We start from the raw sequence: 16,845 nt of genomic DNA on the forward strand, positions 1-16,845 counted from the left end.
ACAGTATGGACGCTCTGATCGTCATCGACGTGCAAAACGATTTCTGCCCCGGCGGGGCGCTCGCCGTCGAGGGCGGGGACGAGATCGTGCCGGGAATCAACCGGCTCCTGCGCGACGTTCCGATCCGGGTCTTCACACAAGACTGGCACCCGGCCGGACACAGCTCCTTCGCATCGACCCAGCCCGGACACGAACCCTTTGAAATGGTCGAAATGGATTACGGCCCACAAGTCCTGTGGCCTGACCATTGCATTCAGGGCAGCGACGGGGCGGCGTTTCACGAGGACCTGCACACCGAACCCGCCGATTTGATCCTGCGCAAAGGCTTTCGGCCCGAAATCGACAGCTATTCGGCGTTTTTCGAAAATGACCACGAAACACCGACCGGGCTCGAAGGCTACCTGCGCGCACGCGGCGCGACCCGGCTCACCCTCGTGGGCCTGGCGACCGATTACTGCGTCGCATGGTCCGCCCTGGATGCCGTCCGCCTGGGGTTCGAAACCGCCGTTCGTGCCGATCTCTGCCGCGCCATCGACCTCGACGGCACGCTCGCAACGGCGCTTGCGGACATGCGTGCAGAAGGCATCGCGGTGATCGGCACCTGAACCGACGCGCGCACCATGCGTTACAGGTAGCGATCCTCGAAATCGGCGGTTCCCGTCACCCCGACATTCGGCCGATGACGTCGCATCCAATGTTTGGCCGTCTCGGTCCCCAACTCGTGCAGGTCGCTCAGAAGCTCCCACGACGGGAACATCTTGGATTTGGACGAGAAACTGCGCATCGCATCCTCGTTCTGGATTTCATGTAGCCGCAGGTTGGAAATCGCCTCGATGAACGGAACGCCGCAGACCGGCGGGCGGCCGTCGAGTTCGGCCTTGAGCAACGCAATCGAGCGCATGTCTTTCACGAGCGTCTGGTTGAACGCCATTTCCGAAAGCCTGTCTGGAATACGCGCCGGGCTTTCCGGCACCTTCTCACGCTGGATCGGGTTGACGGTGACGAGCACGACGTCGTCATGCCCGGCCTCCAGTACGAGGGGCACGATGGGCGGGTTCGCCGAATAGCCCCCGTCCCAATATTCCTCGCCGTCGATGATGACCGCGGGAAACGCCATCGGCAGACAGGCCGAGGCAACGATCGCTTCGATCGACAGATCCTCGTTGGTGAAAATCCGCGCCTGCCCGGTGCGCACCTGCGTGGCCGAGATGAACAAGCGTGGTGCGTTTGGTGAGCGCAGCGCTCGCAGGTCTACATGTTCCTCCACCACGCCTTCGAGCAGCACCTGCGCAGGCCGCCCATTGGCCGGGTGCGGCGTGATCGAGACGTGGCCAAGCTGAAACAGGTTCATCCAGGCGGTGGTGGCGGCGGTGAAATTCGGTGTCTCGTCCATCAGCGAGATATAGGGGGCAAGCCGCTTGGCCTCGCGATTGACCGCGCGCCAGAACGCCGCCAGCGCCGCGCGCGCGCCTTCCGGCCCGCCCTCGACGAGCCCGGTCGCCGCGACCGCCGCGTTCATCGCCCCGGCGCTCGCGCCCGAAAGCGCGGTGATCGACAGTGTGTGGTCCGACAAAAGCTCGTCCAGCACGCCCCATGTGAACGCCCCATGCGCACCGCCGCCCTGAAGCGCGACGCCGATGGCCGTTTTCGTCTGTGTCGCTCCGTCCATGATCCACCCATAACCAGTTACGCTGCACCGCAGCATACGACGATTCTAATGGCGTGGAGGCATCAAAAGTTCCGAAAAGGCGCGCGCAGGAGCGCGCACATGTTTCGCGCTGACGCGCAGATGGGGGGGCAGCCCCCCGCGGTGACCCGTAAACGGGTCACCGATCCCCCCGAAGTATTTACGAAACGGTGAAAACGAGCTTTCCCGGGATTTGACCGGCACCCATCCGGGCCAGGGCTTCGGGGCCTCGAACCAGTGGCACGACTTCGCCGATATGCGGCGCCCATGTGCCGTCCTGGACCAGCGCGACCGCCCGCGCGGTAAGGGCCGGCCCCTGTTTCACCATGAGGATCTGGCCGCGCAGCCCGTGGCGGATGATGAGCCCCGTCGATCCGCCCACCATTCTGTACAGGCATCCCTTGGGCAGGCAACGCTTGAGCGTACGCGGGGATCGGGTCGACCACAGGTCCAGCACGTAGTCGAGCGGCAAGTCCAGCGTGGTGAAGTCGGTTCCTGTGTAGTCGACGACGTGATCCGCCCCGGCCTCCCGCATGACGTCCTGCTTCAGCGCATTGTCCACCGCCCAGACCTCGCCCCCGCGCGCCTTGGCGAGTTGGATCGCAAATGGCCCGGACCCGCCGCCGCCTCCGTTGACAAGCACCTTCGCCCCGGGGGCGAGATCGTCGAACGCGGTGAGGGCGATGGCGGCGCTCTGGGGCAGGGCGGCCGCTTCCACGAACCCGATCTCGTCAGGAAGCTTCACCCAACGCTCCGCCTTCGCCACGCAGACCTCTGCAAAGCCGCCGAAGCTTTCGAACACGTCTCCGACCACCCGGTCGCCCACTGCGACCCCGCGCACGCCTTCGCCCACCGCCTCGACCACGCCCGCCACGTCCGACCCCGGCACGCGCACCCGCATCATCACCCGCGCGATCCGCCCATAAAGCGGCCGCCCGGTGATGAACTCCCAGTCGCTCGCATTGGCACCGCAGGCCTTCACCCGCACCGCCACCTCGCCACGCCCCGGCACCGGCGCGTCCCGCTCCACCAGCCGCACCGTACGGCCCACCATCTCCAACGCTTGCATCCCGGCCCGCTCCCCGCTCCAATGACCGCAACCAATGGAGGCAGCATGGACATCGCCACCCGCGTCTACAACCACCAATGGAAGATCGACCCGATCGTCCGCTCGCTCATCGACACGGACTTCTACAAGCTCCTGATGTGCCAGTCCGTGCTGCGCAACCACCCGACCACCCAGGTCACCTTCTCGCTCATCAACCGCACCACCGAGGTCCCCCTCGCGCGCCTGATCGACGAGGGCGAGTTGCGCGAACAGCTCGACCATGTGCGCACGCTGTCCCTCACACGGGGCGAGAGCACCTGGATGCGCGGCAATACCTTCTACGGCAAACGGCAGATGTTCACGCCCAGCTTCATGGAGTGGTTCGAGAATCTGCGCCTGCCGCCCTACCACCTCGACCGCGTCGGCGACCAATACGAACTCACCTTCGAAGGCGCCTGGCCCGAGGTCATGCTGTGGGAAATCCCCGCCCTCGCCGTGCTGATGGAACTCCGCTCCCGCGCCACCTTGCGCGACATGGGCCGGTTCGAGCTCGAAGTCCTCTATGCCCGCGCCATGACCCGCGTGTGGGACAAGGCGCTCGCCCTGCGCGACCTCCCCGGCCTGAAACTCGCCGACTTCGGCACGCGGCGGCGGCACAGCTTCCTGTGGCAGGATTGGTGCGTGCAGGCGATGGTGGAGGGGCTGGGCGAGGCCTTCGTCGGCACCTCCAACTGCCTCATCGCTAAGAACCGCGACCTGGAGGCCATCGGCACCAACGCGCATGAGCTTCCCATGGTCTACGCGGCGCTCGCCAAGGATGACGACGCACTGGCAGCGGCCCCCTATCAGGTGCTCGCGGATTGGCAGGAGGAGCATTCGGGCAACCTCCGCATCATCCTCCCCGATACATACGGCACCGAAGGGTTTCTGGCGAATGCCCCCGATTGGCTCGCTGGCTGGACCGGGATCAGGGTGGATTCAGGCGACCTGGTGGAAGGCGCGGAAACCGCGATCCGCTGGTGGCAGGAGCGGGGCGAAGACCCGCGCGAGAAAATGGTGATCTTCAGCGACGGTCTGGACGTGGACGAAATAACCCGGCTCCACGGGTTGTTCGCGGATCGGGTGAGGGTGAGCTTCGGCTGGGGCACGCTGCTGACAAACGACTTCCGAGGGCTGGCGGGGGATGACCTCGCGCCGTTCTCGCTGGTCTGTAAGGCCGTCGCGGCGGAGGGAAAGTCGACGGTGAAGCTGTCGGACAACCCCGCGAAAGCGATGGGGCCGGAGGACGAAGTGAAGCGGTATAAGCGGGTGTTTGGGGTTGGGGATCAGAGGGTGCGGGAGGTTGTGGTTTAACCACGTCTTCGCCGAGGTTGTTGAGATGGCTCAAGCGCCTGCACTAATTCATGCAATTTCCGTTCCGTCGTTAGTACTCTTGGAAAGCATCCCAAGTCTGCGTAAAACTTTGCGATCCAGAGTAAGGAATAGTCGGTCAGACTTATTTTTTGCTCCGCGAGCATTGGCCACTCATCGCGCGTTTCTTGGTACCAATTTTTTGTCCAAAGCCTGTCAGACTCATTAAATTTTTTCCAGGGGGACATCGCGCCGTGTGCGCCTATCGTTCGATCCAACAACTGTTCGGCCTTAAGCTTGTTGGAGTGAGTGCACTGAGAGATGAATCTCGCGGTTTCAATCACGACTGAGTTCGGAAGAATGATGGTGCCACCGTCGTCAATCACTGACTGGATTGCAATATTTGCCTTAGCGTTATCCCAGCGATTGTCTCCCGAATTAGCGGTTTCTTTCCCCGGAACCTCAAGCCAGCAACAGAAAACACCCGTGTCCAATATACCAACCAATTCAGCCATTGGGCAACATCCGAATCGTTTGTTCTATCCTTCCCTCCTTTGCTAGCTTTCCAACTTCACCTTCAGCAATCATTCTGGCGAGCAAAGGTATGTCATCAAGTGAAGTGATTATACTCGCGCCTTCGTCATCGGTTCGAGTTGCAACTGAGATAGATCTAACAAGGCGGGGTGGCAATGAGTCCAACAGCGCGACATTGTGAGTGGTAATCAGCAGGTCGATTTCCCGCTCCTTTGCCAGCTTGTTGATGGCATCGAGTAAAAGAAGAGAGCGAGACGGGTGAAGGCCATTGTCAATTTCTTCAACCACAATAAGCGACCGTCTAGGCCTTAACAATAAAGCGCCGATCACCGCAATGAACCTTAGCGTCCCATCGCTCATGCCGCGCGCATCAACTTCAAATTCTTCTCCAGGGGTCCAAGCTTCAGAACAATAGAGCATTGCATCAGCCTTGTGGCGGCCAACGTACTCGGCCCAGACTTTTGAAATGTCTTTCTCGGGAATTTTTGCAGCAAGCTTGGTTAGTCGATTCTGTATTTCGTTGCGATCTTCTGGTTTGAGAGCCATGAGTACTCCGGCAATGTTGGAGCCGTCTTTCTTTAGGTTCTCACTAAGTCGAGTGAAATCGCGCATTTCGTTCGGCTTCGGATCCAAAATAAATATTTGCCTAAGGTCTCTTGCGACAAATCTAATTCCTTCCACAATCTCACTGCGAATATCTGGATCGATCTCGAGCTGACTCAACGCTGACAAATTACGACGCAATGGTCGTTTCGTTCCCGATTTTGTATTATAAAGTCGAGCTATTATTCCCGGTGCGCCCGGCTCTGGTGGGTCAGTCCAAAACAGGCGCAGTGTTCGGGGATTGCTGCCTTGATACTTTATTCTACTAAGCTCTTCGCCGGAAAGCTCAGCGACGCCATCGTTGATTACAACAGTAATGGAATATTGGTAATCTGTCTTTTCATCATCGGTTCCAATCAGAACTGACAAAGAAAACGATTTTCCGTTTCGGTATGAAGCCCAATTGTCTTGACCTCTAATGCCCGCCAGCACGCCATCGCCAGCCAACGCGGTCATAATATCCGTAGAGTTTGCAATACGACTCAAGAATTCAAGCGCGTCTAACGCATTTGATTTTCCGCTAGCATTTGTGCCAATCAAAATTGTCAACTGATCGAAGTGCAGCTTCGATTCACGAAAGCTCTTCCAGTTTCGAAATGTGATATTGCGGAGCATCGTGCTTTATCCTTGGTCAGTGGCGCGAAAGATAGTGGTTTCTTGACCAACATAGCAATCCCTCACTCCTCCACCTTCCCCCTTAACGCCTTCACCTCCCCGCGCTTCTTCTTCGCGTCCACGCGCTTCCGCTTCTGATTGGCCGACACCCGCGTCGGGATGCGCCGCTTCGGCTTCTCGGTCGCCTTGCGGATCATCTCGGCCAGACGCTCTTCCGCGATCTCTCGGTTCCTGGCCTGTGAGCGGGTCTCCTGCACCTGGATGACCACGGCGCCGTCGGTCGTCCATTTCCGGCCCGCGATCCGTCTGAGCCGCTTCTTCACGGGATCGGGCAGGTTGGGGGAGCGTTCCGCCTCGAACCGAAGCTCCACCGCCGTGTTCACCTTGTTCACGTTCTGACCGCCGGGGCCGGACGCGCGCATGAATTGCTCGGTCAGTTCCCAGTCTTCGATGGTGATCTGTTCGGTGACGTTAATCATTTGCTTCGGTTTTCCATGCCGATACGAAGCCATACGCGATACATACGTGTTCCATACGTGATACATATGTGCGGGTTTCGCGGATGTCGCCCCGGTAACGATGCGTTCTGCGCGAATATCCGTAATCGAAAAGGGCCACCCGTTCTGGATGGCCCTTCGAGAAGTCTGGAGGTGGGGCCGGTTAGGTGGGTCATTCCACCAGCCTAGCCCGCAATCCATGCCGAGGGCTGCCCCGGCACGTCGCGACTACTTTGTCCCGGCACCTCGCACCATAGTTTCTCTAGACATGGACACCTCCTTTCAAAAAAGTTTCGATAGGTTGAGCCTGCCATAGATTTCGTGTCGGTCAACAAAAATTACGCAGGATTTGGTGAAAGTTTCGTAACGAGCACACGAAACGGGATAAGTGCCACCAAAGCGAGCGAAAGTTTGACGAGCCAGTCGGCGACGGCCAGCGAGACCCAGAGCGGAACCACGCCGCCGACCCCGAGGAACGGCACCGCTTCCCAGGCCCAGTTGATCTCCATGTTGATGTTTTCGCTGAAGAAACCGGCGAGCGAGGCGGAAAAGGCGATGGAGAAGAACAGGAACGTATCCACCGCCGACCCCACCAGCGTCGACGCCAAAGGCGCCGTCCACCAGCGCCCGTTACGAAGCCGATCGAACACCGCAACGTCCAGCAATTGTGCAGTCAGAAATGCAACACCCGACCCGATCGCCACACGAAGCGAAACGGCGGCATATTCATAGCCGTCGCCCTGCAGCATGATCTGGCTCCCAATGAGCGAACAGATGACGCCAACGACGAAGCCCACGAAGACCACGCGCCGCGCGGCCTGCGCCCCGTAAACGCGGTTCATAACGTCGGTCACGAGGAACGCGATCGGGTAGGTGAACGCCCCCCATGTCAGCCAGTTGCCCAGCAGGAATTGAACGAGAATGTTGGAGGCCACCACCACGGCAGCCATGGCGACGACGCCAGGAAGAAGTCGAGACATGTTTTCGGTCCGTTTTTACAAGGTGCTCGGAGACTTGGCCCTGCGCGCATCGCAGGACGGGCGGCGTTTAGTTGGTTTCGTTCTCGCGATCAAGCCCCGGCATCGGATCGACGACGTATTCGACGATTTCCGAGGCTTGGAAGAACCTGAAATTGTCGTCCGAGATCATGGTCAGGTGGATGATCTCGAACGCATCCTGCCATACGGCGAGACCTTCGAGATTGTCGTGCTGCCGCACCTCGGAGGTGAACAGCGTGACCTCGTTGGTCAACGCATCTTCGCCAAGGTCGAACCGGCGCACGCGTGAGGCGAAGCCGAGCTGGGACGAGGCGAGCCGCCGTTCCAGCAGGTAGAAGCGGTTGTCCGGGCCGATGTCCGCGCCGACGGGGAGGAAATCATCCCGCCGGGGCAGGGTGAAGGGCTGCTGCCACGCGCCATCGCGGTAACGGTAAACCGGAAAGGGGCGGTCGAGTTCGCCCGAACGTTCCGGCAGGGTGTAGAGCGCGCCGTCCGGCCCGATGGCGAGTGCTTCCATCGCGGAATTGTTCTGGAACCCCTCGAAATCGGGGTGACGTGGAAGCTCGGTCGCCTTGTCCGCCGCGGCATCGGCATAGACGTTGATCCGGTCTTCCGCCTCGAACGAGACATAGACGCGCCCGTCCGGTCCGACGGCAAGACCTTCGCTGTCGTTCCAATAGCGGGGAAATTCGCCTCCGTCCGTATGTGCCATCGACACGATCGGCCCGGCATCAACGCCGACGAGCCAGCCGCGGTCGTTGCGCAGGAGCCGGCCGGAAACTATCAGGCCGCGGTCTGATATGGCGGTGAAGCCGACCCCGTCCGGGTCCACGTCGAGCCCGGACCACCCGCCAAACGCTTCGTCCGCGATGGACCAGAGCGTATTCGAAGCGAACGTCGCCAGGGGCGCGTCCTGTGCGTAACTGAACGAGGCCCAGAGCCCCGCCGCGATTATTGCGAGGCCAGAACGGCGGCGCATTGCTGCGGCAGGTCCGCGAGGGTCAGTTCACGGCGAGGTTTCGGAGCGGGCGCGTTCGGGTCCGGCGGGGGCGGGTTCAGGATATTGTTCACCCATTGCTGTGCGTCTTCGCAGCCATCGCCGGGCGGCGGCGGATCCTGGTTCACGCAACCGGACATGCCGGGCGGGCAGGAAAGCCGCACATGGAAATGATAATGGTGGCCATACCAAGGTCGGATCTTGCGGAGCCAAGACCGGTCGCCGGTCTCGTCCTTGCACATCTGCACCTTGGCGCCGGGGAAGACGAAGATGCGCGCGACCCGCGGGTCAGACGCGGCGGCCTTGAGGACCTGATGGTGCTGCGCTGTCCAATTGTCGTTGACGTAGGCCCCGCGCGCGCGGCGGGTCGAGATCGAAGACAGGTTTTCACGTTCCGTCGCGGTGAGGTTCAGGCGCGAGGGCGGAAGCATCCAGATGTCTGCATCCAGCCCGATCTGGTGACTGGCGTGGCCGGTCAGCATCGGCCCGCCACGTGGCTGGCTCATGTCACCGACATATAGCCCTTCCCAACCCGGAAGCCGCGCGACCTTGGCCGACAGGGTCTGCACATAGTCGATCAGCGTCGGATGGCCCCAGTTGCGATTGCGGCTGAGGCGCATGGCCTGCCACGTCGGGCCGGTTTCCGGCAATTGCACCGCACCTGCGAGACAACCCTTGGAGTAAGACCCCCAGGATGCGCCCGTCTGTTGCGACCCGGAGCGCTTGGCCCCGAACAACCGCTTTGCCGGTTCGTTGGATGTCGAGATGATCTCCCGCGCGGCTGTCATGTTGTATTCGCTGGCGGGCGGTGCGTTGCCGGTCGCGGCGCGATTGGTCTCACCGCAGGATGCGAGCAAGGCGGTCAGGGCGAGCGGAAGGGCGACGGCACGAACAATCGGGCGGATCATGGGGTGGAATACTCCTCACCATTCGGTCGCACCCAGACTAGCAGAACCAGACCGAGAAGAAAGAGCAGGATCAGGGGCGATACGCCAAGACGCGCCGAGCCAGTGATCGAGGTCATCAGGCCGATCAGGGCCGGCGCGATGAATGACGTGGCGCGGCCCGACAGGCCATAAAGCCCGAAACTTTCTGTCGGGGAAACGGGATCTGCGTGCCGCACCATGAGCGAGCGCGAGGCGGCCTGAAGGATGCCGCCCATACCGCCGATGGCGACACCGGCCGAGAACATCACGATGTCGGGAAGTTTCGAGCCTTCGGCGAGCGCGACCCCGAAGAATTGCTCACGGTCCATGAAGACGATGGTGATGACGACCCCCATGAGCAGGATGATCGCACCGATAATGACGGGTTTGGGGCCGAGCGAGCTGTCGATCTTGCCGCCGAGCCACGAGAAGATCACGGCGGCGATGGCCGAGATGATCCCGAAGATGCCGATGGACGTCACTTGCCAGTCGAGCACCAGCGTCGCGTAGACGCCGCCGAAACCATAAAGCCCGTTGAGTGCGTCCCGGTAGAACATCGACGACAGCAGGAAGGCCGAGAGCGACCGGCGCTGCCCGAGCTTTGAGATCGAACGTCCGAGGAGCTTCATGCCCTTCGAGAAGGAGACCCGATTGCGCGGCATGTGGTCTTCGCGGACCCACAGGAAATAGGGGATCATGAAAACGGCGAACCAGATCGCGACGAAGGGACCGACCGCGCGGGTGCCTTCGGATGCTTCGGGGTCCAACAGGCCGAAGGCGGGGGGCAGGCCGATGATCGTGCGCCCGCCGCTCTGTTCCACGAGGAGCGCGAGTACGAAGATGAGCGACACGACCCCGCCGAGATACCCGAAGGCGAAGCCGGAGCCGGAGGTTTTGCCTACATCCTCTTCCGCCACGAGGCCGGGAAGCTGGCTGTTGATGAAGATGAGCGCGAATTCCGCGCCGATGAACCCGATGCCGAACATGATCAGCATGGCCCACATGTTCGAACCGTCCGGGTTCGTGTTCCAGAGCGACGCCGCGCCGAGGACGTAGAGGATCGAGAACGCCCAGATCCACGGACGCCGTCGCCCGGAACTGTCAGCCAGCGCGCCAAGGATGGGCCCGCCGAAGCCGATGATAAGGCCGGTGATGGTCAGCCCGGTCGACCAGACCGTCTGTGCCTGCGCATCGGCGAGTTGTTCCTCCAACCCGGCTTGCATGAAGAACGCGGTGGCGACGGTCGCGAAGAAGGGACCGAAAATGAACGTGAGAAGAACTGTGTGATAGGGTTGGCTGGCCCAATCGAACCAATACCATCCCCAGACCCTCCGGCTTTCCAGTTTGGTCATCCATGTCCCTCCCTTTGAATAGGTTATGGGGCGGATGTGACCGGTCTGGCAACCGGCAAGCGACGGCCTGCGCTACATTTCCGGGGGCCAGGGACGGTGGCGGTCAGCCTCGATCCAGCCGGTGACCCAGTCGGGCATGTCCGGTGACGGTATGTCTTCGATCCCCATCGCCGACAGGACGCGGGCCGGCGCAACGATGCCGTTCTTGTCCGTGACTGCGGACCGATAGAGCACGTGGGACGTGCAGGTGTCGCCCTTCCACATGCTTTGTTCGAGATAGATGAACTTGTCGTCCCATCCGAGCGCGCGCGAACGTGTCTCGACCCTGTCGAACATGCGCACGCGCTTTCGGTACATGACCGTCGCCCCCGCCATCGTCAGGCCCCAGCGATTGCGCGCGAGCGCCCGGATGAGGCCAACGCGCTGAGCCAGTGGGATGCGCCCGAGGTCGAAAATCGTCAGGGTCCGTCCGTTGTTCAACTCCATCCAGATGTCGAGATCCCAGGGCCAGCAGATATGGTGGCTCACATGGATATCGGTCAGCCCGAGCGGCTCGGACCGGGCGTGGACGACCATTTCCTTGATCATGCGCAGGAAGGGATACATCGCGTCACTCCTTTCCTCTGCATGTGCGAAAGGGTTACGCGGACGTCAACCGTTCCCTCGCGTCGCACTTGCACATCCGTGGTCGTGCCCCTAGGTCATGCGACGGACAATCAAGGACGGCCCATGCTTTCGCTTCTGCAAATTCTCTATGCGATTACCAGTGTGCTCTGGTTCATCGTGATCGTGCACATCATCATGTCGTGGCTGATCAACTTTCAGGTGCTCAACCTTCGTCAGCAATTCGTGGCGCAGGTCTGGTATGGGCTGAACCGGCTGGTCGACCCGGTCTATTCGCGTATCCGGCGGTTCCTCCCGGATATGGGCGGGCTGGATTTGTCGCCAGTCATCGTGCTTCTGGTGCTGTTCGCGATCCGCACGGTGATCCAGAACAACATGTACAACTTCTACTAGCTTGAGATTGGCGGGGCGGCTGGCTAAACCCGGCCCATGCTTCGTGACCCTGCGCCCCGCGACCTCGACCTCCTCAAATCCGTTTTCGGCTTCGACGCGTTCCGACCCGGTCAGGACGAAATTGTCGCCGCGGTAACGGCGGGCGAAGAGACGCTCTGCATCATGCCGACGGGCGGCGGCAAGTCGCTCTGCTACCAGCTTCCCGCGCTGATGCGCGAAGGCGTGACGCTGGTGATTTCGCCCCTCATTGCCTTGATGCGCGACCAAGTGAGGGCGCTTCGGGCGGCCGGGGTCGAGGCGGGCGCGCTGACGTCGGGCAATACCGAGGATGAAACGGATGCCGTGTTCTCGGCCCTGTCCGAAGGGCGGCTGAAACTCCTTTACATGGCCCCCGAACGGCTTGCGTCCGGCGGCACCGTGAACCTGTTGCGCCGGGCGGGTGTCAGCCTGATCGCCGTTGACGAAGCCCATTGCGTGAGCCAGTGGGGCCACGATTTCCGCCCGGACTACCTTCGGATCGGTGAGCTCAAGGCGGCGCTGGGCGTACCCGTCGCGGCCTTCACCGCGACCGCGGATACCGAGACGCAGGCCGAGATCGCCGGAAAGCTCTTCGGCGGCGCCGAACCACGCACGTTTCTGCGTGGTTTCGACCGACCCAACATCCACCTCGCTTTTGCCGTGAAAGACGGGCCGCGTGGCCAGATCCTCGATTTCGCGGGCGCACGCAAAGGCCGCTCCGGGATCGTTTACGCCGCGACCCGTGCGAAGACCGAAACGCTTGCGCAGGCGCTTCGCGAGGCGGGGCATGTTGCCGTGGCCTATCACGCGGGCATGGAGCCGGACCAAAGGCGCGAGGTCGAGCGGCGGTTCCAGACCGAGGACGGGCTGATCGTGGTCGCCACGGTTGCCTTCGGAATGGGGATCGACAAGCCCGACATCCGCTGGGTCGCCCATGCCGACCTGCCGAAAAGCATCGAAGCCTATTACCAGGAAATCGGTCGGGCGGGCCGTGACAGCGCGCCTGCGGAAACGCTCACACTTTATGGGCCGGACGATATTCGCCTGCGCCGAAGCCAGATCGACGAGGGGTTGGCTCCGCCTGAACGCCGTTCCGCCGATCATGCTCGGCTCAACGCGCTTCTGGGGCTTGCGGAAACCTCTGGATGCCGCCGCCAGAAGCTCCTCGCGTTTTTCGGAGAAGAGGCCGAGGGATGCGGGAATTGCGATACCTGTGATCGTCCGCCGGAAACCTTCGATGGCACGGTCCACGTCATGAAGGCGCTCTCTGCGGCGCTGCGCACAGGCGAAAATTTCGGTGCGGGCCACCTGATCGACATACTTTTGGGGAACGAGACCGAAAAGGTCCGGGCGCGCCGACATCAGGAACTTCCGACATTCGCCGTCGGGCAGGACCTTTCGAAAGGTCAGTGGCAGGCGGTCTTTCGGCAGATGATGGGGCTCGACTTCGTTCGTCCGGACCCTGAACGCCACGGCGCGCTTCGGGTGACGGAACGTGCGCATCCTGTCTTGAAGGGCGAAGAGGAGGTGATCCTTCGCCGCGACCTCGTATCGAACAAGAAATCGCGACCTGCGGTGAAGGCGCTCGTATCCGAGGAAGACGCGCCGCTTCTCTCCGCGCTCAAAGCCAAACGCCGGGCGCTGGCCGAAGCGCAGCGCGTGCCCGCGTATGTCGTGTTCACCGACCGGACCTTGATCGAGATGGCCGAAGCCCGTCCACAGACACTGGACGATATGGCGCGGATCGGTGGGATCGGGGCGAAGAAGCTCGATCGGTATGGCACCGCGTTCCTGGGCGTGATCGCCGGGGAAGTCGCTGATATGCATCCGGCCCGAAAACGGCTCGCCGGGAAAGCCTCGGGTGATCTTTACGACGCGCTTTCGCGTATCGCACTCGACCTTGCGCGGGGCGCGGACGGGACGGAAAAGCCGCTGTCGATGTCGCCCACGCTCCTGCGGCAGATCGCCGAGCGGCGACCATCGGACGCGGGGGATCTGGCCCGCATCAAAGGTATGGATGGGCCGCGCATGTCCCGGTTCGGGACGGCCATGCTGGAAGAAATAAGGGAGAGAAACGCATGTTGATCGTGGTGTCCCCCGCCAAGAAGCTGAACGAAACCGCGCCGTCCACGACCGGCGGTACCGAGCCATACTTTGCGGACGAAACCGCGAAACTGGTCGCCACCGCGCGACGGTTGAAGGCGGGCGATCTGATGAAGCTCATGCATATCTCGGAGAACCTCGGGAAACTGAACGCCGCGCGTTTCGCTGGTTTCGGTGAGGCCGAGGTGAAGCAGGCAATCGAGTTGTTCGACGGCGATACTTATACCGGGTTCGATGCGGCAAGCCTTGACCCGGATGCGATGGATTACGCGCAGGATCACCTGCGTATCCTGTCGGGGCTATACGGTCTGTTGCGACCCCGCGACCTGATCGCGCCGCATCGGCTTGAAATGGGCACCCGGCTCAAGACGCGTCGTGGCGGGTCGCTTTACGATTTCTGGGGCGACCGGGTTGCGAAACGTCTGAATGAAGAAGCCGGGGCGCTGGGCACCAAGACGCTCGTGAATTGCGCCTCGGTCGAGTATTTCACGGCGGCGGATCGCAAGGCTCTCAAGCTCGAGGTCGTGACGCCGAAATTCTTCGAGACGAAGAACGGCGAACCCCGGATCGTGAGTTTCTACGCCAAGCAGGCGCGGGGAGCGATGGCGCGGTTCGTCTGTGAAAATCGGTTGACCGAGCCTGCCGATCTCGCCGCGTTCACCGCAGGGGGCTACGAATACCAACCGGAATTGAGCAGCCCGTCCGAGCCGGTTTTCCTGAGGGGCGAGTTGGCTCAGGACGCCGCCTGAGCGGCCTCGTCTGGGGCAAGAGCAATCGCCGGCCTCGCGGCGCTTGGGCAGTTTTCCTGAAGTTCCGCCAAAATGCGATCTTTCGGAAACGGCTTCGTCAGGTGGGCGTCCAGCCCGTGTTGCATGATGTCCGTGCTGTCTCCGGCCATCGCATGAGCGGTCAGGGCAACGATGCGTGTCCGGGGAATGCCTTCGGCCTGTTCGAAGTCACGGATCGCGCGGGTGGCCTCTTTACCGTCCATTCCCGGCATTGAAATATCCATGAAAACGATATCAGGCCTGTGGGTGCGAAAACGCGTCACTGCTGACTCGCCGTCATGGGCGTAGATCAGGTCGATATCGCAGGATTTGACCAGCTTTGAGAACACGAACCGATTGGTCTTGTTGTCTTCGGCCAGCAGCACGCGCATCTGGCGCAGCTCAGGTTCCTTGGGTTCGGCGCTGTCCGGGCTGCTATCCTGGGCAAGAACGGCGGCGTCGATCGCGGAGGCGAGGTCCCGATCCGCACGGGCCTCGCGCTCGGCGGCTTCGACGAAGGGGCGGGCGATGTCGTCCGCTGGTTCCTCGACAATCTCCGATATCGGCGCATCGTCGTCCCGCTGCTCTGATCGGCGAGAGTGGAAGCCGGGCATGGCGGGTTCGGGCAGGCCGCACAGGATTTCCAGAAGGGCCGGACGGGAGTGGGGTTTGTGCAGGATGCGGCCATCAGGGCTTTCGGGAAGCAATGGCAGCATGGGGTCGGCCACCGTGACGACCGGTGCGGGCGCCGCGCGGCACAGCGCCTCTTCTTGACTGGCGCAGATGCGCTGGTCCACGAAAATCGCCTGAACCCCATCCGCCCGCGCCAAGCCTTCGTCTGCGGTCTCGGCGGTGCTCACGGCGATCCCAAGGGCGATCAGCCGCTTCTCCAGGATCGAGCGGTTCAAACCGTCGGACATCACCAGGAGCACACGAGCGATCCAGCCCGGAACCGGGGGCGTCTCTTCCTCTTCGACCATCGGGAAGCTGAGCGATATGCCGAAGCAGGAGCCGACGCCGGGTTCGCTTTCGACCCAGATCTCTCCTCCCATCAGTTCCACCAGTTGACGCGTGATGGCCAAGCCCAGGCCCGTGCCCTCGAACGAGCGGTTGCGCTCATCCTCGACCTGGCTGAACTCGCCGAACACATGGGCCTGCATATCGCTTGAGATGCCGATGCCGGTATCCTCCACGGCGATGTGGACGTGATGCCGAATGCCGTCCGGAACGCCCAGAACGCGCACCAGCACGTGGCCTTCGGTCGTGAACTTCACGGCGTTTCCGATGAGGTTGGTCAGGATCTGTCTCATCCGGACCGGATCGCCTTCGTACCGTGTGGGCAGGAACATGTCGTAATCGAGGTTGATCCTGAGGCCCTTCTCGCGGACCGAGGGCATCAGGAGCGCGATAACGTCGAGGATGGTTCGTTCGAGGTCGAAGGGCTCGACATGCAGGTCCATCTTCGAGGCCTCGATCTTCAAGTAGTCCAGAACATCATTGATGATCGTGAGGAGCGCGCGGCCAGACGAGCGGATGGTGTCGACATAAGTCGAAAGCTCTTCGTCCAGCTCGTGTTCGGCCATCAAGTCGGCCATGCCCACGACGCCGTTCATCGGTGTGCGGATTTCGTGCGACATGTTCGCAAGGAAAGCCGACTTCGCGCGGTTCGCGGCTTCGGCCCTGTCGCGGGCGTCGCGCAGAAGCGTTTGCCTGCGGATGGAACGCGTGATGTCCATGCCCATCGACACCGTGTCTCCGCCCGGTGCGCGGCGGTCCACAAGTCGCACGCTGGCCCCGTTCCAGAGCCGGATTTCCCGTGGTTCCGGCGCGTCGCACCGCCACCGTTCGAGCATCCAGTCGCGCCACTCCGGCGCGGACCGCTCGCCTATATCCACGACGCCTTCGGAAAGGGCGGCTTCGACGATCTCCTCATAAAACGCCCCGGGTCGAATGCACTCCAACCCGTCGAAGGGTGCGAGGTAAGCCGGGTTCGCGACGACCAGCCGGCTTTCGGAATCGAAGACCGCGAACCCATCCTGTATCGTTTGGATCGAAGACCAGAGCCGCCGCTTGGCGATGTCCACCTCGTGATTGACCCGCTCGAGATTGCCGCGCACTTCCACGACTTCTTCCCGTGTCTCGACAAGGTCCTCGGACAAGGTGATCGCGTGCCGCGATAGCATTCTGTTCGCGGCCGACAATTCTGCCTCTTTCTGCGCAAGACGCCGTTCCGCGGCCATCCGGGCGCGGCGTTCTTCGGTCAACAGGTCATCTGTCGGCATCGTGTGCTCCTGTCTTCGGTTTTTCCGACCATCCCCGAACAAGGTGAACGC

General features: G+C 61.8%; 16 protein-coding genes. 5 read left to right on the top strand and 11 right to left on the bottom strand.

What is annotated here, in order from left to right; genetic code table 11:
* Positions 1-5: 5 nt before the first annotated feature.
* Complete coding sequence (gene pncA, locus KJP28_RS15605; protein WP_218393562.1) at positions 6-605, top strand: bifunctional nicotinamidase/pyrazinamidase; 600 nt, start codon at positions 6-8, stop codon at positions 603-605.
* Between the two features lie 20 nt (positions 606-625).
* Here pncA and KJP28_RS15610 read toward each other — a convergent pair whose 3' ends face one another.
* Both KJP28_RS15610 and KJP28_RS15615 read right to left on the bottom strand, forming a co-directional pair.
* Positions 626-1,669: a patatin-like phospholipase family protein gene (locus KJP28_RS15610; RefSeq protein WP_218393563.1), complete on the bottom strand. Its 1,044-nt coding sequence runs from the start codon at positions 1,667-1,669 to the stop codon at positions 626-628.
* Between the two features lie 178 nt (positions 1,670-1,847).
* The gene (locus KJP28_RS15615) at positions 1,848-2,756 is read right to left on the bottom strand and encodes an NAD(P)-dependent alcohol dehydrogenase (protein WP_218393564.1); all 909 of its coding nucleotides are present in this window, start codon (positions 2,754-2,756) and stop codon (positions 1,848-1,850) included.
* Between the two features lie 45 nt (positions 2,757-2,801).
* Here KJP28_RS15615 and pncB point away from each other — a divergent pair, with 45 nt between their 5' ends.
* On the top strand, positions 2,802-4,088 hold the full coding sequence (gene pncB / locus KJP28_RS15620) for a nicotinate phosphoribosyltransferase (protein ID WP_218393566.1): 1,287 nt from the start codon (positions 2,802-2,804) through the stop codon (positions 4,086-4,088).
* Here pncB and KJP28_RS15625 read toward each other — a convergent pair.
* The 8 genes from KJP28_RS15625 to KJP28_RS15660 form a co-directional block, all read right to left on the bottom strand.
* Positions 4,085-4,600: a hypothetical protein gene (locus KJP28_RS15625; protein WP_218393567.1), complete on the bottom strand. Its 516-nt coding sequence runs from the start codon at positions 4,598-4,600 to the stop codon at positions 4,085-4,087. The two genes, pncB and KJP28_RS15625, sit on opposite strands and share 4 nt — an antisense overlap.
* The gene (locus KJP28_RS15630; RefSeq protein ID WP_218393568.1) at positions 4,593-5,837 is read right to left on the bottom strand and encodes an AAA family ATPase; all 1,245 of its coding nucleotides are present in this window, start codon (positions 5,835-5,837) and stop codon (positions 4,593-4,595) included. Before KJP28_RS15630 ends, KJP28_RS15625 begins: the two co-directional genes overlap by 8 nt.
* A gap of 62 nt (positions 5,838-5,899) precedes the next feature.
* Entirely contained in the window at positions 5,900-6,316 is a 417-nt protein-coding gene (gene arfB, locus KJP28_RS15635; RefSeq protein WP_218393569.1) for an alternative ribosome rescue aminoacyl-tRNA hydrolase ArfB, read from the bottom strand.
* A 356-nt stretch (positions 6,317-6,672) separates the two neighbouring features.
* Positions 6,673-7,314: a queuosine precursor transporter gene (locus KJP28_RS15640; protein WP_218393570.1), complete on the bottom strand. Its 642-nt coding sequence runs from the start codon at positions 7,312-7,314 to the stop codon at positions 6,673-6,675.
* A gap of 67 nt (positions 7,315-7,381) precedes the next feature.
* Complete coding sequence (locus KJP28_RS15645; protein WP_218393571.1) at positions 7,382-8,311, bottom strand: esterase-like activity of phytase family protein; 930 nt, start codon at positions 8,309-8,311, stop codon at positions 7,382-7,384.
* Positions 8,284-9,117 carry a penicillin-insensitive murein endopeptidase gene (gene mepA / locus KJP28_RS15650; RefSeq protein ID WP_255552460.1) on the bottom strand — a complete coding sequence of 278 codons (834 nt, stop codon included), beginning with the start codon at positions 9,115-9,117 and terminating at the stop codon, positions 8,284-8,286. Before mepA ends, KJP28_RS15645 begins: the two co-directional genes overlap by 28 nt.
* A gap of 116 nt (positions 9,118-9,233) precedes the next feature.
* Positions 9,234-10,607 (bottom strand): MFS transporter, encoded by a 1,374-nt coding sequence (locus KJP28_RS15655; RefSeq protein WP_218393573.1) that lies wholly within the window; start codon positions 10,605-10,607, stop codon positions 9,234-9,236.
* 72 nt (positions 10,608-10,679) lie between these two features.
* On the bottom strand, positions 10,680-11,213 hold the full coding sequence (locus KJP28_RS15660; RefSeq protein WP_218393574.1) for an acyl-CoA thioesterase: 534 nt from the start codon (positions 11,211-11,213) through the stop codon (positions 10,680-10,682).
* A gap of 123 nt (positions 11,214-11,336) precedes the next feature.
* On the opposite strand from KJP28_RS15660, the gene KJP28_RS15665 reads away from it, so the two are divergent.
* From KJP28_RS15665 to yaaA, 3 genes are read left to right on the top strand one after another with little or no spacing between them, the layout of a single operon-like run.
* Positions 11,337-11,624, top strand: coding sequence for a YggT family protein (locus KJP28_RS15665; protein WP_218393575.1), 288 nt, complete (start codon positions 11,337-11,339; stop codon positions 11,622-11,624).
* A gap of 36 nt (positions 11,625-11,660) precedes the next feature.
* Positions 11,661-13,727: a DNA helicase RecQ gene (recQ, locus tag KJP28_RS15670; protein WP_218393576.1), complete on the top strand. Its 2,067-nt coding sequence runs from the start codon at positions 11,661-11,663 to the stop codon at positions 13,725-13,727.
* Positions 13,721-14,494 (top strand): peroxide stress protein YaaA, encoded by a 774-nt coding sequence (gene yaaA / locus KJP28_RS15675; RefSeq protein ID WP_218393577.1) that lies wholly within the window; start codon positions 13,721-13,723, stop codon positions 14,492-14,494. The genes recQ and yaaA overlap by 7 nt, the downstream gene beginning before the upstream one ends.
* On the opposite strand, the gene KJP28_RS15680 is transcribed toward yaaA, so the two are convergent.
* Entirely contained in the window at positions 14,479-16,794 is a 2,316-nt protein-coding gene (locus KJP28_RS15680; protein ID WP_218393578.1) for an ATP-binding protein, read from the bottom strand. The genes yaaA and KJP28_RS15680 overlap by 16 nt on opposite strands.
* Between the last annotated feature and the right edge of the window lie 51 nt (positions 16,795-16,845).

The organism is Maritimibacter dapengensis, assembly GCF_019218265.1.
GTDB classification, from domain to species: Bacteria; Pseudomonadota; Alphaproteobacteria; order Rhodobacterales; family Rhodobacteraceae; genus Maritimibacter; species Maritimibacter dapengensis.